Source organism: Paraburkholderia lebeckiae (assembly GCF_050436225.1).
In the GTDB taxonomy this organism is placed as follows: Bacteria; Pseudomonadota; Gammaproteobacteria; order Burkholderiales; family Burkholderiaceae; genus Paraburkholderia; species Paraburkholderia tuberum.
Genome location: NZ_JBNDLU010000001.1, coordinates 2,310,126 through 2,330,475, shown reverse-complemented (window position 1 = coordinate 2,330,475; position 20,350 = coordinate 2,310,126). Strand labels below are relative to the sequence as shown.

Genomic DNA, 20,350 nt, shown 5'->3' with positions numbered 1-20,350 from the left:
GGTGCTCGCATCATGACGAGCCGCGCCACGCAGCTCGTGCTGAAGGTGAACGGCGCGACGCATGTGGTCAGCGCGGCGGCGCAGACACCGCTGCTCTACTTGTTGCGCAACGATCTCGCGCTGAACGGGCCGAAGTTCGGTTGCGGTCTCGGCGAATGCGGCGCCTGCACCGTGCTGCTCGACGGCATGGCGACGCGCGCCTGCGTGACGACCGCCGAAGTCGCGCTGGGCCGCGAGATCACGACGCTCGAAGGGCTCGGCACGCGCACCGCGTTGCACCCGGTGCAGCAGGCGTTCATCGACGAACAGGCCGCGCAATGCGGCTACTGCCTGAACGGCATGATCATGACCGCGAAGGCGCTGCTCGATCGCGATCCGCATCCGACCGTCGCGACGATCCAGCGCGAGCTGTCGCGCAACCTGTGTCGCTGCGGCACGCATGTCGAAATCGTGCGCGCCGTGCAGCGCGCGGCGCAATTGCTCGACGCGCAAACGGACGCGGACGACGGAGCGCGCGTATGACCGGGCCGGATTTCAGCGTCGATCGTCGTGGCGCGACGCCGTCGCGCAAGCAGTTGTACGACGCGCACAGCGTGCTACTCGTCGCGCGGCCGCCGCATGCACCGGTCAAGGCCGCGCGCGGCCAGCCGGGTTCGCGTTCTTCGTTCGTGCCGACCGAGGCGGATCTGTTTCTGGTCGTGCGAGACGATGGCAGCGTGGTCGCGTTCAACGGTCATGTCGACCTGGGCACCGGCATCGGCACCGCGCTCGCGCAGATCGTCGCGGAAGAGCTCGATGTGCCGTTGACGCGTGTATCGATCGTGCTCGGCCATACCGGCGAAACGCCGAACCAGGGACCGACGATCGCGAGCGCGACGATCCAGATTTCGGCGGTGCCGCTGCGGCAGGCGGCGGCACAAGCGCGTCAGTATCTGGTCGCACAAGCGGCTGCGCGCCTGAATGTAGACGCGAACGATCTCGACGTGCAGGACAGCCGCGTGTTTCCACGCGATGGCGACCCGGCGCAGGGCATTCACTATGGCGAGCTGATCAAAGGCCAGCGTGTCGAACTGCTGCTGTCGACCGATGCGCCTTTGAAACCGCCGCACGCGTACCGCGTCGTCGGCAAAAGCGTGCCGCGCGTCGATATTCCCGCGAAGGCGACCGGTGAGCTGAGCTTCGTGCACGACGTGCGCGTGGCCGGCATGCTGCATGGACGCGTGGTGCGGCCGCCTTATGCGGGCGTCGCGCAGGGTGAGTTCATCGGGCATAGCCTGCTGGAGGTGAACGAAGCGGCGATTCGCGATTTGCCTGGCATCGTCAAGGTGGTCGTGATTCGCGATTTCGTCGGTATCGTCGCCGTGCGTGAGGAGATTGCGCAACAGGCGGCGCAGCGGCTCGACGTGCGCTGGAAGACGGTCGATGGTCTGCCGCCGCTCGACACGAGCGAGCAGGTCGAAGCGGCGCTGCGTGCGAATCCGGCGACGCGGCGCGACCTGGTGATCGAAGGCGACGTGGATGCGGCGCTCGCGCAAGACCCGTCGCGCACGTTGGAACGCACTTACGTGTGGCCGTTCCAGATGCACGCATCGATCGGCCCGTCGTGCGCGGTCGCGGACTATCGCAACGGAGACGGCGACGACACGCAGCTGAAAATCTGGTCCGGCACGCAGAACCCGCATTCGCTGCGCGCCGACCTCGCGTTATTGCTGACGCTCGACGAAGCGCGCATCGACATCGTGCGGATGGATGCGGCGGGCTGCTACGGACGCAATTGCGCGGACGACGTCGCCGCCGACGCCGCGCTGCTGTCGCGCGCGGTCGGCGCGCCGGTGCGCGTGCAGCTATCGCGCGAGGACGAACACGCGTGGGAACCGAAGGGCGCCGCGCAACTGATGGACGTACACGGCGCGCTCACCGCCGAAGGCGACCTCGCCGCCTACGACTTCGCGACGCGCTATCCATCCAACGACGCCCCCACGCTCGCGCTGCTGCTGACCGGCACGATCCCCGCGCAGCCGCAGGTGTTCGAGATGGGCGACCGCACGGCCGTGCCGCCGTACGACTATCGCAACATGCGCATCGTCTGCGACGACACGCCGCCAATCGTGCGCGCCGCGTGGCTGCGCGGCGTGTCGGCGTTGCCGAACACGTTCGCGCACGAGTCGTTCATCGACGAACTGGCAGAGCAGGCCGGCGTCGATCCGGTCGAATTCCGCCTCAGGCATCTGACCGATCCGCGCGCGATCGACCTCGTCAAGGCGGTCGCGGCAAAAGCCGGGTGGGAACCGCGCGAACCCGCGTTCAAAACGCGCGGCGAGGACGACGACGACAACATCGCGCGCGGCCGCGGCATCGCGTACGCGCGCTACGTGCACAGCAAATTCCCGGGGTTCGGCGCCGCATGGTCCGCGTGGGTCGCCGACGTCGAAGTCAATCGCAACAGCGGCGAACTGGCGGTCACGCGCGTCGTGGTCGGCCAGGACACGGGCACGATGGTCAATCCCGATGGCGTGCGTCATCAGATTCACGGCAACGTGATCCAGACGACGAGCCGCGCGCTGAAGGAGCAGGTCAGTTTCGGCGACAACGCGGTGACGAGCCAGGAGTGGGGCGCGTATCCGATCCTGACGTTCCGCGAAGTGCCGGTGATCGACGTCGTGATGATGCCGCGCCACGGCGAGCCGCCGATGGGCGCCGGCGAGTCGGCGTCGCTGCCCGGCGCGGCCGCCATCGCCAATGCGCTGTACGACGCGACGGGGGTGCGTTTCCGTCGCCCGCCGTTCACGCCGGAAAAGATCCGCGCCGCGCTCGCCGACGCGCAGGCGGAAGACGCGGCGGCGGCGCGCAGGAAAAAGCGCTGGCTGCGCGGCTTTTTCGGTTTGTTGGCCGCGGGCGCGGTCGGCTGGCTTGGTGCGCTGTCGTTCGCGTCGGTTTCCAGCGCGCCGCTTGCGCCGATCACGCCGCCGCTTGCAAGCGCGTTTGCGCCGGAACTGATCGCGCGCGGCAAGCTGCTCGCGTCGCTCGGTAATTGCGCGGTTTGCCATACCGCCCACAACGGCGTGCCGAACGCCGGCGGCAAGCCGCTCGCGACCCCGTTCGGCAACGTCTACAGCACCAACCTCACGCCCGACGGCCAAACGGGGATCGGCTACTGGTCGCTCGAAGCGTTCGTGCGCGCGATGCGGCACGGCATCAGCCGCGATGGTCATCGGCTGTATCCGGCGTTTCCGTACACGTCGTTCCAGAACATCTCCGATGACGATCTGCATGCGCTCTACGCGTATCTGATGTCGCAAACGCCGGTGCGCAGCCGGCCGCCCGAAACGAAGCTCGCGTTTCCTTTCAGCGTGCGTCCGCTGATGGCTGCATGGAACGGCCTGTTTCTCGGCCGCACCGCGTTTGCCGCCAAGCCCGCGCAGAGCGAGCAATGGAATCGCGGCGCGTATCTGGTGAATGGCCTTGGCCATTGCAGCGCGTGCCACACGCCGCGCAACGCGTTCGGCGCCGAGAAAACCGGCGCGGCGTTCATGGGCGGAGGCAGCGCCGAGGGCTGGGAAGCGCCCGCGCTGTCGGCGTTGTCGAATGCGCCGGTGCCGTGGAGCGAGGACGAACTGTTCCGCTATCTGCGCGACGGTCACGCGCCGTTGCACGGCGTCGCGGCCGGGCCGATGGCGCAGGTGGTCGGCGATCTCGCGGCGCTGCCCGACAGCGATATCCGCGCGATGGCCGTCTATCTCGCGTCGCTCAATCCGCTGGAACCGAACGCCGATCCGGCCGCGACCGCGCGCGCATACGAACAGGCCAGCGCGATGAGGGGCGCGCCGGTCACGGCGGGTGCGCGGCTTTTCGACGGCGCGTGCGCCGCGTGCCATCACGCTGGCAGCGGACCTCAGTTGTTCGGCGCACATCCGTCGCTTGCGCTGAACACGAACTTGCACGGCGCGGCGCCGGACAACCTGATTCGCGTGATTCTCGACGGCATCGGCTCGCCTGCGCGGCCCGAACTCGGTACGATGCCGGCTTACCGCGACAGTTTCAACGACGCCCAGGTCGCCGAACTCGTGTCGTTCCTGCGCGCGCAGTTCGCGGGCGGCAAGCCGGCATGGCAGGACGTCGCCGCGAACGTGGCCAGAATCCGCGCGGAACCGCGCGAGCAATGAATCGCCAGCCGTCGTCCGCAGGTGCGCAGGTCCACGCGCTTGCGCGTCCGCACGTTCGCATGTCTGACTAAAACCACCATTCCTTCTGATAACGGAGAAACGCATGACCACGCGCGCAGGATGGATCTCTCGCCTCATGGTGTCGACCGTGTGCTCGTTTGCCGCGCTCGGCGCGAGCGCACAGCAGACCATCAAGATCGGTGAGATCAATAGCTACAAGGCGCAACCCGCCTTTCTCGGGCCTTACAAGCAAGGCTGGAATCTCGCACTCGAGCAGGTGAACGCGGCGGGTGGCGTGCTCGGCAAGCAGCTCGAAGTTATCTCGCGCGACGACAACGGCAATCCCGGCGACACGATCCGCGTCGCCCAGGAACTGATCGCGCGTGAGCAGGTGCAGCTGCTGTTCGGCGGCTTCCTGTCGAACACCGGCCTCGCGCTAGCCGACTTCGCGAAGCAGAAGAAGATCTTCTTCCTCGCGGCCGAACCGCTGACCGACAAGATCGTCTGGGCCGATGGCAACAAATACACGTACCGTCTGCGCCCTTCGACCTACATGCAGGTCGCGATGCTGGTGCCCGAGGCCGCGAAGCTGAAGAAGAAGCGCTGGGCGATCGTGTATCCGAACTACGAGTACGGGCAATCGGCGGTGGCGACCTTCAAGAAGCTGCTGACGGCCGCGCAGCCGGACGTGCAGTTCGTCGTCGAACAGGCGACACCGCTCGGCAACGTCGACGCGGGCGCCGTGACCCAGGCGATCGCCGACGCGAAGCCCGACGCGATCTTCAACGTGCTGTTCGGCGCCGACCTCGGCAAGTTCGTGCGCGAGGGCAATACGCGCGGGCTCTTCAAGGATCGCGCGGTGGTGTCGTTGCTGACCGGCGAGCCCGACTACCTCGATCCGCTCGGCGCCGAAGCGCCGACCGGCTGGATCGTGACCGGCTACCCGTGGTATTCGATCGATACGGCCGCGAACAAGCAGTTCGTCGACGCGTATCAGGCGAAATATCACGACTATCCGCGGCTGGGCTCGGTGGTCGGCTATTCGGCGCTGATGTCGATCGCGGACGGAATCAAGAAGGCGGGTTCGACCGACCCGGACAAACTCGCCGCCGCGTTCAAGGGGCTCAACGTGCAGACGCCATTCGGCCCGATCATGTACCGCGCGCAGGACAATCAGTCGACGATGGGCGCGTATGTCGGCGTGACCGGCGTGAAGGACGGCAAGGGTGTGATGACGTCGTACCGCTATGTGGATGGCGCGAGTGTGCAGCCATCGGACGCCGAGGTGAAGAAACTGCGCCCGGCGGATTGAGGACGTGGCGCGCGGCGGTCCGTCGTGACTGCCGCGCAATGGCCGCGCGAGTGTTGGTGAATGCACGTTCGCAGCGGCTTTTGCCACGAGCGGGCGGCTTTGAAAACGGCGGTTGCCGTCGGCGAAACCTACTCTTCCGCGTCGTGCTCCGTGACGAAGCGCTTCAGATAAGCGAGTACGGCCGCTTCCATCGCGCGATGATCGGCGGTGTTTTTCGAGCCCGCGTTTTCTTCATCGCCGAACAGTGTGGACGGCGCGTTGTGCACGTCCACTTCCTGCCCCTCGCGGAACACGCGAATTTCGTGGACGTCTTCGACGTACTCGGCGATCCAGTGCACGCCCTCGATATGTGTGCCAGCGCGAACCGTAACTATCTTCATGGCTGTCTCCATGCAAGGCGGTCGATTTGAGTTGGCGCTTCGGCGCTTACTCCCGTCCCATGTCCACAACCATACGCCGTCCCGCCGACGCACGCGAGTCCCGCCGCGCAACCCCCGCCGGACGATGGCGCGGATCGGCGCTCCGGCACGCTCGTTGCTCAATGATAGAGACTCACCCACAACCGGAGAACCGTCATGCCAGAGCAGAAAACCTTGAAGCGTGCCGAGGCCGATAAACGCGCCGGCAAATCAGCGAGTACTCAAGCGGGAGAGTTCGTCAAGGAACAGGTGGACAAAGTCCGCGCCGGCAAGCACGGCGTGCGCTCGCCGAAGCAGGCGATCGCGATCGGGCTGTCCGAGGCGCGGCGCGCGGGCGTCGACCTAAAGCCGCCGAAGAAGGGCGCCACGAGCGAGGCGACCCGCAAGAAAGCGCAGAAGGACAGCGCGGCGGGCAAGCACGAAGGCGCCGCGAAGAAGAGTGCGAGCAAGGAGTCGAGCGCGAAACGCTCGCGTGTGTCGGAGAGCGTGCTTAAACGCGAGAGCAAGGCCGGGGCGTCGTCGGCGGCGATGTCGAAACAAGCGAAGTCGGCGGCGGCCAAGCGGCCAGCCGCGAGCCGCTCGGCCGCAGCCAAAAAGGCCGCTGAGACAAAGGGCGCGGCTGGACGCTCCGCTGCCGCGAAAAAGGCCGCGCAAACGCGGGCGTCGCGCGCGCATCACTGAGCTTGCGGCTCGCAATGCGGCAGCAATAGAAAAGAGCGGCGCACGCATGCGCGTGCCGCCGCTCTTTCGTCGTCGACGGGTGGCGCGCTTGCGCGCCTTCTTACTGCACCGTCGCCAGCACCTCGCCAACGGTGCGGAAGAGCCGCGCGATCTGCTCTTCGTCGATGATCAGCGGCGGCGAGAACGCGAGGATGTCGCCGGTGAAACGGATCAGCACGCCGGCCTCGAAGCATTTGACGAACGCCTCGTAGGCGCGCGCCCCCGGCGCTCCGTCGCGCGATTCGAGCTCGATGCCCGCGACGAGGCCGAGGTTGCGCACGTCCTTCACGTGCTTCGCGCCGCGCAGCCCATGCGCGGCGGCTTCGAACGTCGGCGCGAGGCTGGCCGCGCGCTCGAACAACTGGTCGCGGCGGTACAGATCGAGCGTCGCGATCGCGGCCGCGGCAGCCGCCGGATGCGCCGAGTACGTGTAGCCGTGAAACAGCTCGATCGCGCCCGGCGCGCCGCTGCCGACGACCGTGTCGTGGATCGTGCGGCTCGCCGCAACCGCGCCCATCGGAATCGACGCGTTGTTGATCGCCTTCGCCAGCGTGATCAGGTCCGGCGTGACGCCGAAGTGTTCGCTCGCGGTCGCCTTGCCGAGGCGGCCAAAGCCCGTGATCACTTCGTCGAAGATGAGCAGGATGCCGTGCTTCGTGCAGATCTCGCGCAGCTTCTGCAGATAGCCTTGCGGCGGAACCAGCACGCCGGTCGAGCCGGCCACCGGTTCGACGATCACCGCGGCGATCGTCGAAGCGTCGTGCAGCGCGACGATGCGCTCCAATTCCTCGGCCAGATGCGCGCCCCATGCAGGCTGGCCCTTCGAGAACGCGTTGTGTTCGAGGTCGTGCGTGTGCGGCAGATGGTCGACCGCCGGTAACAGCGCGCCGGAAAACGTCTTGCGATTCGGTGCGATGCCGCCGACCGAAATGCCGCCGAAACCGACGCCGTGATAGCCGCGCTCGCGGCCGATCAGACGCGTGCGCTGGCCTTCGCCGCGCGCGCGATGGTAGGCGAGCGCGATTTTCAGCGCGGTGTCGACCGATTCGGAGCCCGAGTTCGTGAAGAAGATGCGATCGAGCCCTTCCGGCATCAGCTCGGCAACCTTCGTCGCTGCTTCGAACGCGAGCGGGTGGCCCATCTGGAAGGTCGGCGCGAAGTCGAGCGTCGACAACTGCTGCGTGATCGCGGCGACGATTTCATCGCGGCTATGGCCCGCGTTCACGCACCACAGTCCGGCGCAACCGTCGAGAATCTCGCGCCCGTCGGTGCTGCGGTAGTACATGCCCTTCGCCGATTCCAGCAGGCGCGGCGCGGCCTTGAACTGGCGATTGGCGGTGAAGGGCATCCAGAAGGACGACAGATCGTCGATGACGGGGCGCGAAGTCATGGCTTCTCCTCGAAGTGGCGCGGTTGAGGGCTTTGGGCGTAGCCAAACTGTAGCCCTCGCGGTTTAATGGCGGCATAAACAGTTGACCAAGTGTGGTGTCAACTGTGCTGGTGGATTCGCGCGAACTGTTCCGGTAGGCGGGCGGTCCGCGGTCCGTCTTTTTGCCCCTCGTTTTTCGCCCGAGACATGATCGAACTGGACCTTCAACGCGACCGGCGCGCGGCGCCGACGCTCGTCGAACAGGTCGTGCAGAGCTTCGCGCGCGCGATCGACTCGCAATCGCTGCGCGCCGGCGCACTGCTGCCGTCGGTGCGGCAGCTTGCCCAAAGCCATGCGCTGAGCACCTTCACCGTGACCGAGGCGTACAACCGGCTCGTGTCGATGGGCCTCGTGGTCGCGCGGCGCGGCTCCGGCTATCGGGTGGCGGCGCGCTCGCCGTCCACGCGCGCGGCCATCGCCGACTGGACGCCGCCGAGCCTGACCGCGACGTGGCTGCTGTCCGACGTATTCGCCGATCACTCGGTGCCGATCAAGGCGGGCTGCGGCTGGCTGCCGAGCGAATGGACCAACGAGAGCGGCCTGCAGCACTCGCTGCGCGCGCTGAGCCGGGTGCCGGCCGCGCGCCTCGGCGACTATGGCCATCCGTACGGCTTCGCGCCGCTGCGCGAGCGCATCGCCGAACAACTCGACCGGCGCGGGCTGCCCGTCGACGTCGCGAACGTGCTGCTCACCCAGGGCGCGACGCAGGGACTAGATCTGATCGTGCGCACGCTGCTGCGCGCGGGCGATGCGGTGATCGTCGAAGATCCCGGCTACTGCAATCTGCTGCAGATCCTGAAGCTCGCCGGGCTGGTCGTGCATGGCGTGCCGCGCACGCCGGCCGGCGTCGATACGGACGTTCTCGCAACGCTGGTCGCGCGGCACAAGCCGAAGGCGATCTTCGTCAACACCACGCTCCAGAATCCGACCGGCGCGACCTTCGGCATGTCGGCCGCGTTCCGCTTGCTGCAGATCGCCGAGCGCGAGCGCATCTGGGTGATCGAGGACGACGTGAGCCGCGAACTCGCGCCGGCCGGCGCGCCGCTACTGGCGGCGATGGAAGGCTTGCAGCGCGTGTTGCACGTCGGCGGCTTTTCGAAGACGGTGACGCCGTCGCTGCGCTGCGGCTATGTGGTGGCCGAGCAGGCGGTGCTGCGCGAACTCGCGCGCACGAAGATGGCGGTGGGGCTGACGTCGTCGGAAACGATCGAGCGGATCGTCGACAAGGTGCTGGTGGAAGGGCGTTACGCGCGCCACGTCGAGACGGTCAACGAACGGCTGAAGCTCGCGCACGTGGCCCTCGAAGAACGGCTGGACGCGCTCGGGCTCGAGGTGTTTCACCGGCCGCGCGCGGGACTCTTCATGCTGGCGCGTCTGCCGATCGAAGCGGAGCGTGCCGCCGAGGTCGCAACTGCCGCGCTTGCGCACGGAATCTGGCTCGCACCGGGCTCGTACTTCCGTCCCGACGACGCGCCAAGCGCGTGGTTCCGCTTCAACGCGCCGTATTCGAGCGACGACGCGTTGTGGCGCTTCATCGAGCGGGTCGGGCAGGGGGCGTGGTAGACGTGTAGCGACACAATAAAGTCCGTACTTTTCTGAGCGGCCATTCCTCAAACAATTAAGTTGTACCTTTGGTTATATCGCGAACTGGAAATGCGCGCTGAGCCCAAAGACAGCGCATGGACCGTTAAGTGTGTACTTTCTTTTCCTGACAGGTTTTCAAAGTTAATCGTTGACTGGATTGCGTTTGAGATTCCAGGGAATTCTCCCGCCGCTGCGGTCAGCCGCGACCTGCCGGCTATACGAATAGTAGGCACACAGGAACATCCAGCACTTCGGCAATTCTGGCTACCCTTGCCAGATGTCCCTCGGCAACGCCCGTTTGCCTTGACAAGCGCCATTGACTGTATCGCACGTGCTTGCGTAGCACGCCACGAAAGACCGACCTACGGACAAACGCAATCTGGGCCACTAACGGCGACATCGTCCGCATTGGGTTCAGTGTCATTGCGACTGCGACAAGGACCGAGGTCAAGATCGCGAAATATTCGTTTCAGTGAGAAATAGGTGAGCAAATGAATACGCTCGTTCGAGCGGCTTCGCCACACGCAACTGGCGGGTTCTTTTCAACGCCGGCTGGACGTTGGCGACCATCGAAAATTTTCCAGCGACGGATATTTATTCATGACCATCATCTCGTCGAAGTTCACGGGACAACCTGAATTGGCCGGATGCTTTCCCGCCGCAACAACGAGACTGTCGTCGCGCAAATCCGCTTCCCAATTCATCTCCGAAGATGCCAGCAATATTGGTTCTTGACCGCATATCGTGCGCACTGCGGCCACCTCGTCTTTGTAGTACGTCTCCTTCAGCAGGATATAGCCCGTAACGCTTGCCGCAGCGAGGACCGAGTTCGCGATGCCGAAGGCGAGTACTACATGGAATAGTTTCCGATTGGATGAAAACCCCGCAATGACCAGAAATGGGACCATATAAAACATCGGGACGTAGCGGGCCCACCAGGACTGCGGATGTAGCAGAACGCTCGCTAACGTTGCGAGAAGAAACACTTTCGCAATCTCACCGCCGTCTCTCCTTCTCCAGAAGAAAGAAGCGATGCACGCGATAAACATAACCCCGAAGAAGGGTCCGAACGCGCCGAAACGCGCAGCAGCCGTATGCAGCGCGATAAACGCGTCGCGCAAGTGGGCGTATGACGGGACAAAGGTAGGCTCCGCGTTCTCGCACGGCCTGCAATCCAGCGGCAGCGAGAAATACGATAAGAAAATCCTCTGCAAAGGATTCATTGCAAGAAAGTGTGCTGACACTCTTCCACCGATAATATCGACCTTGTCGCTGCCCAGCACGGGGTAGAAAATGTGTTTGCCAGCGACTATGTTCTGCACGTACGGCGAATAGCCGATCACTGCGACAGCGACAACAGACCAGATGACCAACTCTCCGATAACTTTCCGGTTCTGAGTCAGAAAGCGTCTCTTTTCGCCGCCAATAAACTCCGCCGTGAAGAAAACAGCAATCGAGATGGCGGCGAAGGCGGGTCCTGTCAGCTTCGAGCCGATCAGAAGCACGAGTGCGATACCTAGTTGAACTCCGGAATAAGGCCTACGCTTGAGCGCGAAAAGCAAATGGACAGAAAAGATGGCCCAGCAGTAGTAATGTGCAGCGTCGACATAAAAACTCGTCACCTGGCCGAGCGCTACCGGGTTGTAAACAGAGGCAACCGAAGCAATCAGTGACGCTCTGGCAGATATTCCCGCTGACTGCAGCAAACCCATCAGAGCAACGCAGGCAGGGACACTGAGCAATAGCGTAAATGACTTTCCACTGTTGAACCGTGAAGTCAGAACCTTGGCCGTGTATGCAAAATACTCAAATGCTTTGGGGTAATGTGCGGCCCAGAAGCTTCCGCCCAGTGCGTCGGTATCGGCAACGCCGTTTAGGGTGTGGTCTATCGATAACGGTGTCGCGATGTGATAGTTCAGGCCGTCGAAACTGAATTCTCGCAGGAATCCAAACGCAAACAACACCACCGCGATGAATAATATCGTAACGATCGTGGTGCGCCATTCGGAACGAGAAACATAGCCATAGATGACGACGGCTACAACGATGGCGAACGCCCAGATTCCTGCCAGCACGCCGCTATTGATGTCGAGGTTGTAGAGGATCGCTGCATATAGCGACGAGCCGAATACGAAGATGAGGATCTGGTCGCACAGCTGCGTCCAGTTCACACGCTCCAGGGCGGCTTGCATCGTCATCGATCTCCGCGTGGAGCTCACACGCAGAATGGCGTCATTCGTCATCGTGGACATTCGGGCCTTCTCCGGTTGATGGAGACCCTCGCCGGTCGACGCATGCCCGCTGCTACCAAGGTCACCACTCTGACCGTCGAAACATGCCCACGACAACACAACGCAAGGCCGGGGTTGGGATGAACGAAGTAAAAGAGGAACGACAGCGAATCGAACAGCGCCGATTATGGGCATTTGAATGGCGCTGCGCAAGCTCGCATTGCGCGAACCGCCGAGGCACTTTTCTGCTGTCGGAGCGCCGCACAAATAGCGCAGCTCGATGGGTGGTGCTTGGAAAGTCGAGGCGTGGACCCAGACGCGGAGAGTGTTCGACGTTATCGGCCAATATCACCACATTGCAAGCCGCTGTGACACCGGTCAGAGCCGGCAGATCTATGCTCGCTGCAGGCGCCAACGGTTCGCTGCAACGCAGCGAATAAGCGATAGCCAGCGATTGGCTTCATTGTCCGCCCACGAATCTGTCGTGCTAACCCTATCGACAGGTCGATGCGCGCAGACAAGGGTCGAGTGCATGACGATCACGATCTTCATGCGGGGAACGTGCGCCCACCCTTCACTTCGGTAGGGCGCATTCCACGCGGAGTTGCGCTTCTCAAGTACGAAGATTCACTGGCATCAGTAGATGTTCGTGGCTGGCAGAGCCGGCGATTGCGCTCGCCAGACTCCTTTACAACGCCTTGAAAGTTGAGCACCCGACCGAGGCGACGACGCGGAAATGAGTCGCGGCAGCGGCCCGTTGCGCTCGCGTGCTGATCCAGCGGGTCAATGCGACTTTTGCATTGCTTAAACTTTGGAAGGTTGATGACGATTTATGTCCATCGAGGTCACCATGGCTGCCATTCCACTTTGCGTTGATCTGGACGGGACACTGACGCACAGCGATCTTCTGATCGAGTCGTTCCTCGCTCTCGTGAAGCGAAATCCGCTCTATCTGCTCTATTGTTTGGAATGGTTGCTGCGTGGAAAGGGATATCTCAAAGCGCAGATAGCCGCGCGGGCCGCAATCGACGTGTCACTGCTGCCGTACAACGGACGCCTGATCGACTTCCTGAAGAAAGAGAGCGCGGCCGGCCGCGAGCTTTATCTCTGCACTGCAGGCAATCAACGGTTTGCCGAACAGATCGCATCTCACCTCGGATTCTTTAAGGGGGTGATGGCGAGCAACGAGTCGATCAGTCTGTCAGGCACGAACAAGGCGTCGGCTTTGACGGCGGAGTTTGGCGTACAAGGATTCGACTATTGCGGAAACGCGCGAGCCGATCTGCCGGTGTGGAAGCAGGCGCGCACGGCGATTGTCGTTGGAGGAAAGAGCATCCAGGCGGCCGCGCGGAAGGTGAATCAAACCACGGTCATCTTCGATAACAAACGGTCTCTCTTCAGGCTGGCCGTACGGGAAATGCGCGTCTATCAGTGGGTGAAAAACCTGTTGATCTTCGTGCCGCTTCTTGCGTCGCATCGCTTCACGAACTTCGACGCACTGAAGGTTGGCGGGATCGCATTTCTTTCGTTCTGCTTCTGTGCGTCTTCGGTATATATATTGAATGACATGCTCGATCTCGACGCGGACAGGCGCCATAGTCGCAAGTGCAAACGTCCGTTTGCCTCAGGCGAGTTGCCGCTTGTTAGCGGAATTGGCATGTTATTCGTCCTGTTGCTGGCGTCGGCGAGCCTCGCGGTTTTCCTGCTGCCATCGTTTCAGCTCGTGCTAGCGTGTTACGTCGTGATGACACTCGCTTATTCCTTCCACCTGAAGCGGGTGATGCTGGTAGATGTCTTCACGCTGGCTGCGCTCTATACCACCCGCATCGTGGCTGGGGGCGCGGCGGTCGATGTCGTGCCGTCAGACTGGCTAATCATGTTCTCGGTGATGATATTCCTCAGTCTGGCGTTGGTGAAGCGCTATACCGAACTCGACAAAATGCAGCGAGAGGGCACGGACTCGACGCCTGGCCGAGGTTATCTCACGGCGGACATGAGCATCGTGCGCTCGTTTGGACCCGCAGCGGGCTATGTGGCGGTGCTCGTTCTTGCGCTTTACATGAATTCTGCCGCCGTCACGGGGTTGTATCGTCATCCCCACAGGCTTTGGATCTTCTTTGTTCTCGTGCTGTACTGGATCAGCCGCGTCTGGATGGTAGCTTTCCGAGGGCAGATGCATGACGACCCGATCGTGTATGCGTTCAGGAACCGTTCTAGCCTGGTCATCATGATGCTTTGCGTAGCCGCAGTCCTTTTTGCGATTTGATCAAACGCTAGCTCTTTATAGGTTGCATCGCAAAGCGACGCGATTCCGAACCCCAACATTGCATGCGTACAAGACGCGGCGGCGCGCGTCGAAAGCTCAGCCGCCGTGCCTGATCAGCTTCAGCGCGATCGGATACAGCGACGCCACGAGCAGCAGCGCCATCGCGATGTTGAAGACGCGCAGCCGCTTCGGGTTCGACAGTACCTCGCGCATCGCGGTGCCGAAACCGGCCCACACGCAGATGCACGGAAAGCCGATCACATAGAACACCGCAGCCATCGCGACGGCGTTCATGCCGAAGCTGTTGCTCAGGTGAATCGTCGTCGCGGCGGTCAGCACCATCATCCACGCCTTCGGATTGACCCACTGAAACGCGATCGCCTCGTGAAAGCGCATCGGGCGACGCTCGCCGTTCCTGAGCTTCAGTTCGCCCGACGTGCCGATTTTCCACGCCAGATACAGCAGATAAGCGACGCTGACGACTTCGAGCACCGTGTACAGCACGGGGAAATGCACGAACGCCTCGCCGAGGCCGATGCCGACCGACAACATCAACAGCACCACGCCGACGCTGATGCCGGACAAATGGGGCAGCGTGCGGCGAAAGCCGAAATTGACGCCCGACGCGAGCAGCATCGTGTTGTTCGGACCGGGCGTGATCGAGGTGACGAGCGCGAACAGGATGCCGGCGGGCAGCGCGCTGAGAGTGACGAAAGACATGGGGGCTCCGGTGTCGCCAACAAAAAACGGTGAGGCTCATTCTAGCGATAGGGGCCGGTACAGTACCGGTACGGTTTTGAAAATGATGTCCGGTACGGATCGATGATGACTTGATTGGCCGGAAAGCGTCGGCACGCGGCGTTTCAACACTCGGTAGTTAACATATGTTGCATTTATTTTTTTAATGGCAACATATGTAGACGGCTGGCGCAGCAGTCCGCCATCCATCAGGAACCTGCCGCACGATTGGAGATACCCATGAAAGTGATGAATTGGTCCACTGTTGCCATGCTCGTGGCGGCAACGTTGGCGAGTCCGGGCGCGTTCGCGCAGGACGCGACGTCCACGCTCGCGAAGATCCAGCGAAGCGGCGTGATCGCGATTGGCCATCGCGAGACGTCGGTGCCGTTCTCGTACGTCGACGCGAACAACGAGGTGGTCGGCTTTTCGCAGGACCTGTGCAACAAGGTCATCGATGTGGTCAAGACGAAAACGAAGCGTCCGGACCTCAAGGTGCGCTTCATCCCGGTCACCTCGCAGAATCGCATTCCGCTCGTGCAGAACGGCACGGTCGATCTCGAATGCGGCGTGACGACCAATCTCGTCGCGCGCCAAAGCCAGGTGACGTTCGCCGACACGTTCTTCGTCGCGACGACGCGTCTTCTGACGCGCAAGGACTCGGGCATCAAGGACTTTCCGGATCTCGCCGGCAAGACCGTCGTGACGAATCAGGGCACGACGTCCGAGCGCATCCTGCGCAAGATGAACGAGGACAAGAAGATGAACATGCAGATCATCAGCGCGAAGGATTACGGCGAAGGGCGCCTCACGCTCGAAAGCGGCCGCGCCGTGGCGTACATGATGGACGACGTGTTGCTTGCCGGCACGCGCACGCTGACCGCGAAGCCGTCGGACTGGATCATCACCGGCACGCCGCAATCGTCGGAAGCGTATGGCTTCATGTTGCGACGCGACGATCCGGAGTTCAGAAAGCTCGTCGACGACACGCTCGAACAGGTGATGAAAGGACCGGAAATCCACACGATGTACGACCGATGGTTCATCAAGCCGGTGCCGCCGAAGAACATCAGTTTCGACTTTCCGATGAGCGATTCGCTGAAACAGCTTTACGCGACGCCGAACGAGAAGGCGCTCGAATAATGTCTTTGGCCGCTATTGCGCGTAGGAATGGTTTCTAGTGGCAGTCTTTTGCTCTTTCCTCTATACCTGGCTATAGGCGGCGCGTTTCGGTTGAACGTCGCCTATAGCGGGAACGGAGGTGCAAAGTGAAGAGGCCGATGGAATCTTCGCGGCGCGGACGGATTTTCCCCAGTGGAATTCTTCGTGCTGCGCTGGCGTTGGCAAGCGGCGTATTCATGGTGTCCGCAAACGCCGACGCACAAATGCGCGCGATTACGATCGTATCGGGCACCTATGGCGAGAATTGCGGCGCGCTGCGCGGCAACCTGACTCGTGAGCTCGAGCGTCATTGCAACGGACGGGAAACTTGCGATTACGCGTTGCCCGGCCTGCACAAAGGTGGCACGACGATGGCATGCCCACGCGACTTCCGCGCCGAATGGCATTGCGACCACGCGGACTTCCACACTGCGGCGCTGGGTCCCGGCGCGAAATCGGGCGACACGCTCGTGCTGGGTTGCGTCGAGTCGCGTGGCGCGGGCAAATAGCTCCGTGCGCGAATAAAAAGGCCGAGGCCCTAACGGGGCTCGGCGTTTGATTTTTGCTGCGGTCTTTTTAGCTGGCTTTCCGAACCGGTGCGAAGCGCCGCTTGCTGAGCGACGGCCCGATACGACGGAACCGTTCCCGTTTGTGTTCTTCTTCGAAGTGCGCGAGCGACGGCTTGACCAGATCGCTGCGCGACACGATCCCCACCAGACGCATGCTGTTGCGATCGGCGACCACCGGCAGGCGTTCGAGCCCCAGCACGGCGAGCCGCGTCGCCACGAGCCGGCAGGTTTCGGATGACAAAGCAAACGCGGTGTTGTGTTGCGCAAACACGTCCGCGAGCGTCATCGCGCGCTTGCGTTCCGGGTCCTCGGCGCAGAAGCGATCGAGCAACATGCGGTCGGCCACGCCGATGACCGCGCCGTCGCGCACCACCGGATACGCGCGGCGCAGCTGGTTCGCGCCGAACAGCGTCTGCAGCGTTGCGCCGACCGTCGTGGCGGCATCGACCGATTCGACCGAGGCGGTCATCACTTCGTCGACATAGTGGCGCTCGAGCGGATCGACGCCGTACTCGCGATAGATGTGATAGCCGCGTCGCGCGATTTTCTCGGTCATGATCGAGCGCCGCATCACGATCGTGCAGAAGCCGTGCGCGATCAGCGTTGCCGTCAGCAGGGGCAACAGCGCGTTGGCGTCGTGCGTGAGGCCGAACGCGAACACGATGGCCGTCAGCGGCGCGCCGAGCGTGGCACCAAGCGTCGCGGCCATGCAGACGAGCGGCCACAGCGCCGGTTCGCTGCCCGGGAGCCAATGCGCGAGCACCGTGCCGAGTCCGGCACCGAGCATCAGGAGCGGTGCGAGCACACCGCCCGACGTGCCCGAGCCGAGCGCGATGACCCACATCACCGCCTTCACGGCGAGCAGCAAAAGGGCGACCTGCACCGCAATGTGCTGATGCAGCAGATCGCCGATCACGTCGTAACCGACGCCGAGCGCACGCGGTTCGAGCCAGCCGCCGATGCCGACGACGATGCCGCCGAGCGCTGGCCACCACATCCAGTGGATCGGCAGCTTGCCGAACAGGTCTTCCACCTTGTAGAGCGCGGCGGAAAGGCCGGACGCCAGCGCGCCCGACAACACGCCAGCGACCGCGCACGACAGCAGCGACCAGCCATCGGGCGCGGCAGTCTGTAGCGGAAACAGCGGACCTGTACCGAAGAAAATCACGCGGGCGAAGCCAGCGACCGCGCACGCCACCGCGACTGGCAGGAAGCTGCGCGGCCGCCATTCGAACAGCAGCAGTTCGACCGCGAGCAGCACGGCCGCGAGCGGCGTGCCGAACACCGCGGTCATGCCGGCCGCCGCGCCCGCCACGAGCAGCGTCTTGCGTTCCGCCGACGTGACCTTCACGCACTGCGCGATCAGCGAGCCGAGCGCGCCGCCGGTCATGATGATCGGGCCTTCCGCGCCGAACGGCCCGCCGCTGCCGATCACGATGCCCGACGACAACGGCTTGAGCACCGCCACTTTCGGCGACATCTTGCTCTTGCCGAACAGGATCGCCTCGATCGCCTCGGGAATGCCGTGGCCGCGAATCTTTGCGGAGCCGAAGCGCGCCATCAGCCCGACGATCAAACCACCGATCACCGGCACGCCGATCACCCAAATGCCAAGCGCATTGGTGGCGGGCGAGCGGTCGACGAACGACAGCGTGCCGAAGAAAAACAGATTGGTGAACAGGCGAATCAGGTTCAGCAGAACAAAGGCGGCAATCGTGCTGACGAAACCGATGCCTGCGGCGAGCGCGAAGATGCCGGGCAGCCGTGCATTCGCCGCGAAGTCGCGTTTGTGGGAATCCATGCTCATGGTTAGTCGAGGTCGATTCGTGGAACCTGGAAGGAGCCTTCGAGCGATCTCAATTCGGCGCGATGCAGTTCCGCAAGCCGTTCGAGTACCCGTTCTCCCGCTCTTTCGATGTGTACTTCAACCTGGCGGCGATCGGTATCGCTGACCTGGCGGCGCACCAGATTCAGTGCCTCGCAGCGCGATACCAGCGCGACGACGCCGTGATGTTGCGCCTGCAGACGCTCCGCGAGTTCGCCGACGGTCGCCCAGTCGCGCTCCGGATAGCCCTTGATGTGCAGCAACAACAGGTATTGCAACGGCGTAATGCCCTCGCTTTGCGCGGCCTGCTCCGAGAAGCGCTCGAAGCGCCGCATCTGATAGCGAAACTGCGACAACTGCTCGAAATCGCTCTTAACGAGTTTGCGAGTCCGTACTTTCATGGCAAATCCGTCGATGCGAAGAAAACCGAAAATATATCACGTCATGAGGTATGTGTGCGAATTGCGGCCGTCGCAACGGCATCGTGCGGCAGGTCTCTTCGGTCTTTTAGTTGAAAATCAGGCCGCCTCGCGGGCTCGGGTGGCGGTTTGCCGATACAGGCCGGAGATCAGGTCCACCTGCGCGATCATGCCGACCACGCGGCCTGCGCGGTCGAGCACCGGGATATGGTGATGGCCGAAGTTCGCGAACATCGGCACCAGTTCCGTGATCGGATCGGTGACGGCGACGGTGCAGACGTCGGTGGTCATCACGCTGCCGACGTTCGACGTGCGAAGCGCATCGCTGCGCAGCCACCCGTCGAAGTAGTTGAGGATCGGACCGAGCGCGCCGAAGCTCCTTCTGTCGACGAAATCGGCGCGCGTGACGATGCCTAGCAGTTTCTGCGCCGCGTCGATGACCGGCAGCGCCTTCACGTTGTGGCGCTTGAACAACTGCCATGCGGCGGCGGCACGCGTGCCCGGCGACACCGACACGACGTGGCGCGACATCACGTCTTCGCAGCGCAGTTCGTCGAAGCTGCGCGAGAACGCCTGAAGCTGAGTTTCGCGCAACAGTGAATAGAGGTCGTCGGTGTCGATGTCGAGCAGTTCGTCACGGCGCCCGAGCACGGCTTTGACGTCTTCGCGCGTGAAGCCGACGCGCGCGGCTTCGTCGGCGGCCTGGCTCGGCGTCGCGCGGTCCTGGCGTCCCGCATGCGGATAACGGTGGCCGGTTGCCGCGTGATAGACGAGCGCCGCGAACAGCAGCGCGGCCGACTGGATCGCGATCGGTTCGAGCACGAAGCGGTAGCCGAGCGCATGAATGACCGGGCCGCCCAGCACCGCGGTCAACGCGACCGCGCCCGACGGCGGGTGCACGCAGCGCAGCGCGAACATGCCGGAGATCGACAGCGCCACCGCGAGGGCGGCCGCCAGCGTCGGATCGCCGATCAGCATCGCGCAGGTTACGCCGACCGTCGCGGACACGAGGTTGCCGCCGATGATCGACCATGGCTGCGCGAGCGGGCTCGCGGGCACCGCGAACAGCAACACGGCGGAAGCGCCCATCGGCGCGACGAGCAGCGGAATATTTGCGACGGGGCCGAGCAGCAGATACATCAGACCGCCGGTGAACGCGATGCCGAGCAGCGCGCCGAGGCACGAACGCGCACGCTCGTGCCATTTCACGGTGACCGGTGCGGGGAGAAAGCTGGCAAGCCAGCCGAGAGCAGGAGAGCGGGACAAGATAGGAGCAGAAAGTAGTCGATGATGCCGGGCCCGACATTACCGGGGAAACCCTGGCAACGCGAATACAGTCTGGTCATGATTATATTTCAATATGATATAAAAAGTTCTCCGCCCCTTGCGCGGCGCGCGGAATCCGTCGCGTATCGCAGACAGTCGAGAACACGGCCGACGTGCTTCAGCATGGCCCTCGATCACCCCTCGGTGCGTTCCTTGTTTGTCACATCGTGATATAAAATGAAAGCAGA

The 20,350-nt window shown here is 63.2% G+C and carries 15 protein-coding genes; 8 read left to right on the top strand and 7 right to left on the bottom strand.

What is annotated here, in order from left to right:
* Nucleotides 1-12: 12 nt before the first annotated feature.
* From OKW45_RS10850 to OKW45_RS10840, 3 genes are all read left to right on the top strand, one after another.
* The gene (locus OKW45_RS10850) at nt 13-522 is read left to right on the top strand and encodes a (2Fe-2S)-binding protein (RefSeq protein WP_429467943.1); all 510 of its coding nucleotides are present in this window, start codon (nt 13-15) and stop codon (nt 520-522) included.
* Nucleotides 519-4,163: a molybdopterin cofactor-binding domain-containing protein gene (locus tag OKW45_RS10845; RefSeq protein WP_429467940.1), complete on the top strand. Its 3,645-nt coding sequence runs from the start codon at nt 519-521 to the stop codon at nt 4,161-4,163. Before OKW45_RS10850 ends, OKW45_RS10845 begins: the two co-directional genes overlap by 4 nt.
* 103 nt (nt 4,164-4,266) lie before the next feature.
* Nucleotides 4,267-5,475 (top strand): ABC transporter substrate-binding protein, encoded by a 1,209-nt coding sequence (locus tag OKW45_RS10840; protein WP_429467937.1) that lies wholly within the window; start codon nt 4,267-4,269, stop codon nt 5,473-5,475.
* A gap of 128 nt (nt 5,476-5,603) precedes the next feature.
* Here the strand turns inward: OKW45_RS10840 and OKW45_RS10835 are convergent, their stop codons facing one another.
* The gene (locus OKW45_RS10835) at nt 5,604-5,855 is read right to left on the bottom strand and encodes a hypothetical protein (RefSeq protein WP_018423554.1); all 252 of its coding nucleotides are present in this window, start codon (nt 5,853-5,855) and stop codon (nt 5,604-5,606) included.
* 195 nt (nt 5,856-6,050) lie between these two features.
* Between OKW45_RS10835 and OKW45_RS10830 the strand changes: the two genes are divergently transcribed.
* Entirely contained in the window at nt 6,051-6,575 is a 525-nt protein-coding gene (locus tag OKW45_RS10830) for a DUF6496 domain-containing protein (RefSeq protein WP_018423553.1), read from the top strand.
* Between the two features lie 100 nt (nt 6,576-6,675).
* Here OKW45_RS10830 and aptA read toward each other — a convergent pair whose 3' ends face one another.
* Nucleotides 6,676-8,004, bottom strand: coding sequence for an omega-aminotransferase AptA (gene aptA / locus OKW45_RS10825; protein ID WP_429467934.1), 1,329 nt, complete (start codon nt 8,002-8,004; stop codon nt 6,676-6,678).
* Nucleotides 8,005-8,190: 186 nt separating this feature from the next.
* Between aptA and OKW45_RS10820 the strand changes: the two genes are divergently transcribed.
* The gene (locus OKW45_RS10820; RefSeq protein WP_018423551.1) at nt 8,191-9,606 is read left to right on the top strand and encodes an aminotransferase-like domain-containing protein; all 1,416 of its coding nucleotides are present in this window, start codon (nt 8,191-8,193) and stop codon (nt 9,604-9,606) included.
* 563 nt (nt 9,607-10,169) lie between these two features.
* Here the strand turns inward: OKW45_RS10820 and OKW45_RS10815 are convergent.
* Entirely contained in the window at nt 10,170-11,879 is a 1,710-nt protein-coding gene (locus OKW45_RS10815; protein WP_429467933.1) for a hypothetical protein, read from the bottom strand.
* A gap of 811 nt (nt 11,880-12,690) precedes the next feature.
* Here OKW45_RS10815 and OKW45_RS10810 point away from each other — a divergent pair.
* Entirely contained in the window at nt 12,691-14,124 is a 1,434-nt protein-coding gene (locus OKW45_RS10810) for a UbiA family prenyltransferase (RefSeq protein WP_429467930.1), read from the top strand.
* 96 nt (nt 14,125-14,220) lie between these two features.
* Here the strand turns inward: OKW45_RS10810 and OKW45_RS10805 are convergent, their stop codons facing one another.
* Entirely contained in the window at nt 14,221-14,844 is a 624-nt protein-coding gene (locus OKW45_RS10805; protein ID WP_429467928.1) for a LysE family translocator, read from the bottom strand.
* Between the two features lie 258 nt (nt 14,845-15,102).
* Between OKW45_RS10805 and OKW45_RS10800 the strand changes: the two genes are divergently transcribed.
* Both OKW45_RS10800 and OKW45_RS10795 read left to right on the top strand, forming a co-directional pair.
* Complete coding sequence (locus OKW45_RS10800) at nt 15,103-16,005, top strand: glutamate/aspartate ABC transporter substrate-binding protein (RefSeq protein WP_429467925.1); 903 nt, start codon at nt 15,103-15,105, stop codon at nt 16,003-16,005.
* Between the two features lie 215 nt (nt 16,006-16,220).
* Nucleotides 16,221-16,532 carry a hypothetical protein gene (locus tag OKW45_RS10795; RefSeq protein ID WP_429467923.1) on the top strand — a complete coding sequence of 104 codons (312 nt, stop codon included), beginning with the start codon at nt 16,221-16,223 and terminating at the stop codon, nt 16,530-16,532.
* A gap of 67 nt (nt 16,533-16,599) precedes the next feature.
* Here the strand turns inward: OKW45_RS10795 and OKW45_RS10790 are convergent, their stop codons facing one another.
* The 3 genes from OKW45_RS10790 to OKW45_RS10780 all read right to left on the bottom strand — a co-directional run bounded on the left by OKW45_RS10790 (nt 16,600) and on the right by OKW45_RS10780 (nt 20,102).
* A complete protein-coding gene (locus tag OKW45_RS10790; RefSeq protein WP_429467921.1) occupies nt 16,600-18,399 on the bottom strand; it encodes a chloride channel protein in 1,800 nt (599 codons plus the stop codon).
* A gap of 2 nt (nt 18,400-18,401) precedes the next feature.
* On the bottom strand, nt 18,402-18,818 hold the full coding sequence (locus OKW45_RS10785) for a MarR family winged helix-turn-helix transcriptional regulator (RefSeq protein ID WP_429467919.1): 417 nt from the start codon (nt 18,816-18,818) through the stop codon (nt 18,402-18,404).
* Nucleotides 18,819-18,935: 117 nt separating this feature from the next.
* The gene (locus OKW45_RS10780) at nt 18,936-20,102 is read right to left on the bottom strand and encodes an HPP family protein (RefSeq protein WP_429467918.1); all 1,167 of its coding nucleotides are present in this window, start codon (nt 20,100-20,102) and stop codon (nt 18,936-18,938) included.
* Nucleotides 20,103-20,350: the final 248 nt, after the last annotated feature.

Excerpts from the sequence above, each read along its gene's own strand:
- OKW45_RS10850 (WP_429467943.1), top strand. The coding sequence starts at position 13 with ATGACGAGCCGCGCCACGCAGCTCGTGCTGAAGGTGAACGGCGCGACG.
- OKW45_RS10845 (WP_429467940.1), top strand. The coding sequence starts at position 519 with ATGACCGGGCCGGATTTCAGCGTCGATCGTCGTGGCGCGACGCCGTCG.
- OKW45_RS10840 (WP_429467937.1), top strand. The coding sequence starts at position 4,267 with ATGACCACGCGCGCAGGATGGATCTCTCGCCTCATGGTGTCGACCGTG.
- OKW45_RS10835 (WP_018423554.1), bottom strand. The coding sequence starts at position 5,855 with ATGAAGATAGTTACGGTTCGCGCTGGCACACATATCGAGGGCGTGCAC.
- OKW45_RS10830 (WP_018423553.1), top strand. The coding sequence starts at position 6,051 with ATGCCAGAGCAGAAAACCTTGAAGCGTGCCGAGGCCGATAAACGCGCC.
- aptA (WP_429467934.1), bottom strand. The coding sequence starts at position 8,004 with ATGACTTCGCGCCCCGTCATCGACGATCTGTCGTCCTTCTGGATGCCC.
- OKW45_RS10820 (WP_018423551.1), top strand. The coding sequence starts at position 8,191 with ATGATCGAACTGGACCTTCAACGCGACCGGCGCGCGGCGCCGACGCTC.
- OKW45_RS10815 (WP_429467933.1), bottom strand. The coding sequence starts at position 11,879 with ATGTCCACGATGACGAATGACGCCATTCTGCGTGTGAGCTCCACGCGG.
- OKW45_RS10810 (WP_429467930.1), top strand. The coding sequence starts at position 12,691 with ATGTCCATCGAGGTCACCATGGCTGCCATTCCACTTTGCGTTGATCTG.
- OKW45_RS10805 (WP_429467928.1), bottom strand. The coding sequence starts at position 14,844 with ATGTCTTTCGTCACTCTCAGCGCGCTGCCCGCCGGCATCCTGTTCGCG.
- OKW45_RS10800 (WP_429467925.1), top strand. The coding sequence starts at position 15,103 with ATGAAAGTGATGAATTGGTCCACTGTTGCCATGCTCGTGGCGGCAACG.
- OKW45_RS10795 (WP_429467923.1), top strand. The coding sequence starts at position 16,221 with ATGGTGTCCGCAAACGCCGACGCACAAATGCGCGCGATTACGATCGTA.
- OKW45_RS10790 (WP_429467921.1), bottom strand. The coding sequence starts at position 18,399 with ATGAGCATGGATTCCCACAAACGCGACTTCGCGGCGAATGCACGGCTG.
- OKW45_RS10785 (WP_429467919.1), bottom strand. The coding sequence starts at position 18,818 with ATGAAAGTACGGACTCGCAAACTCGTTAAGAGCGATTTCGAGCAGTTG.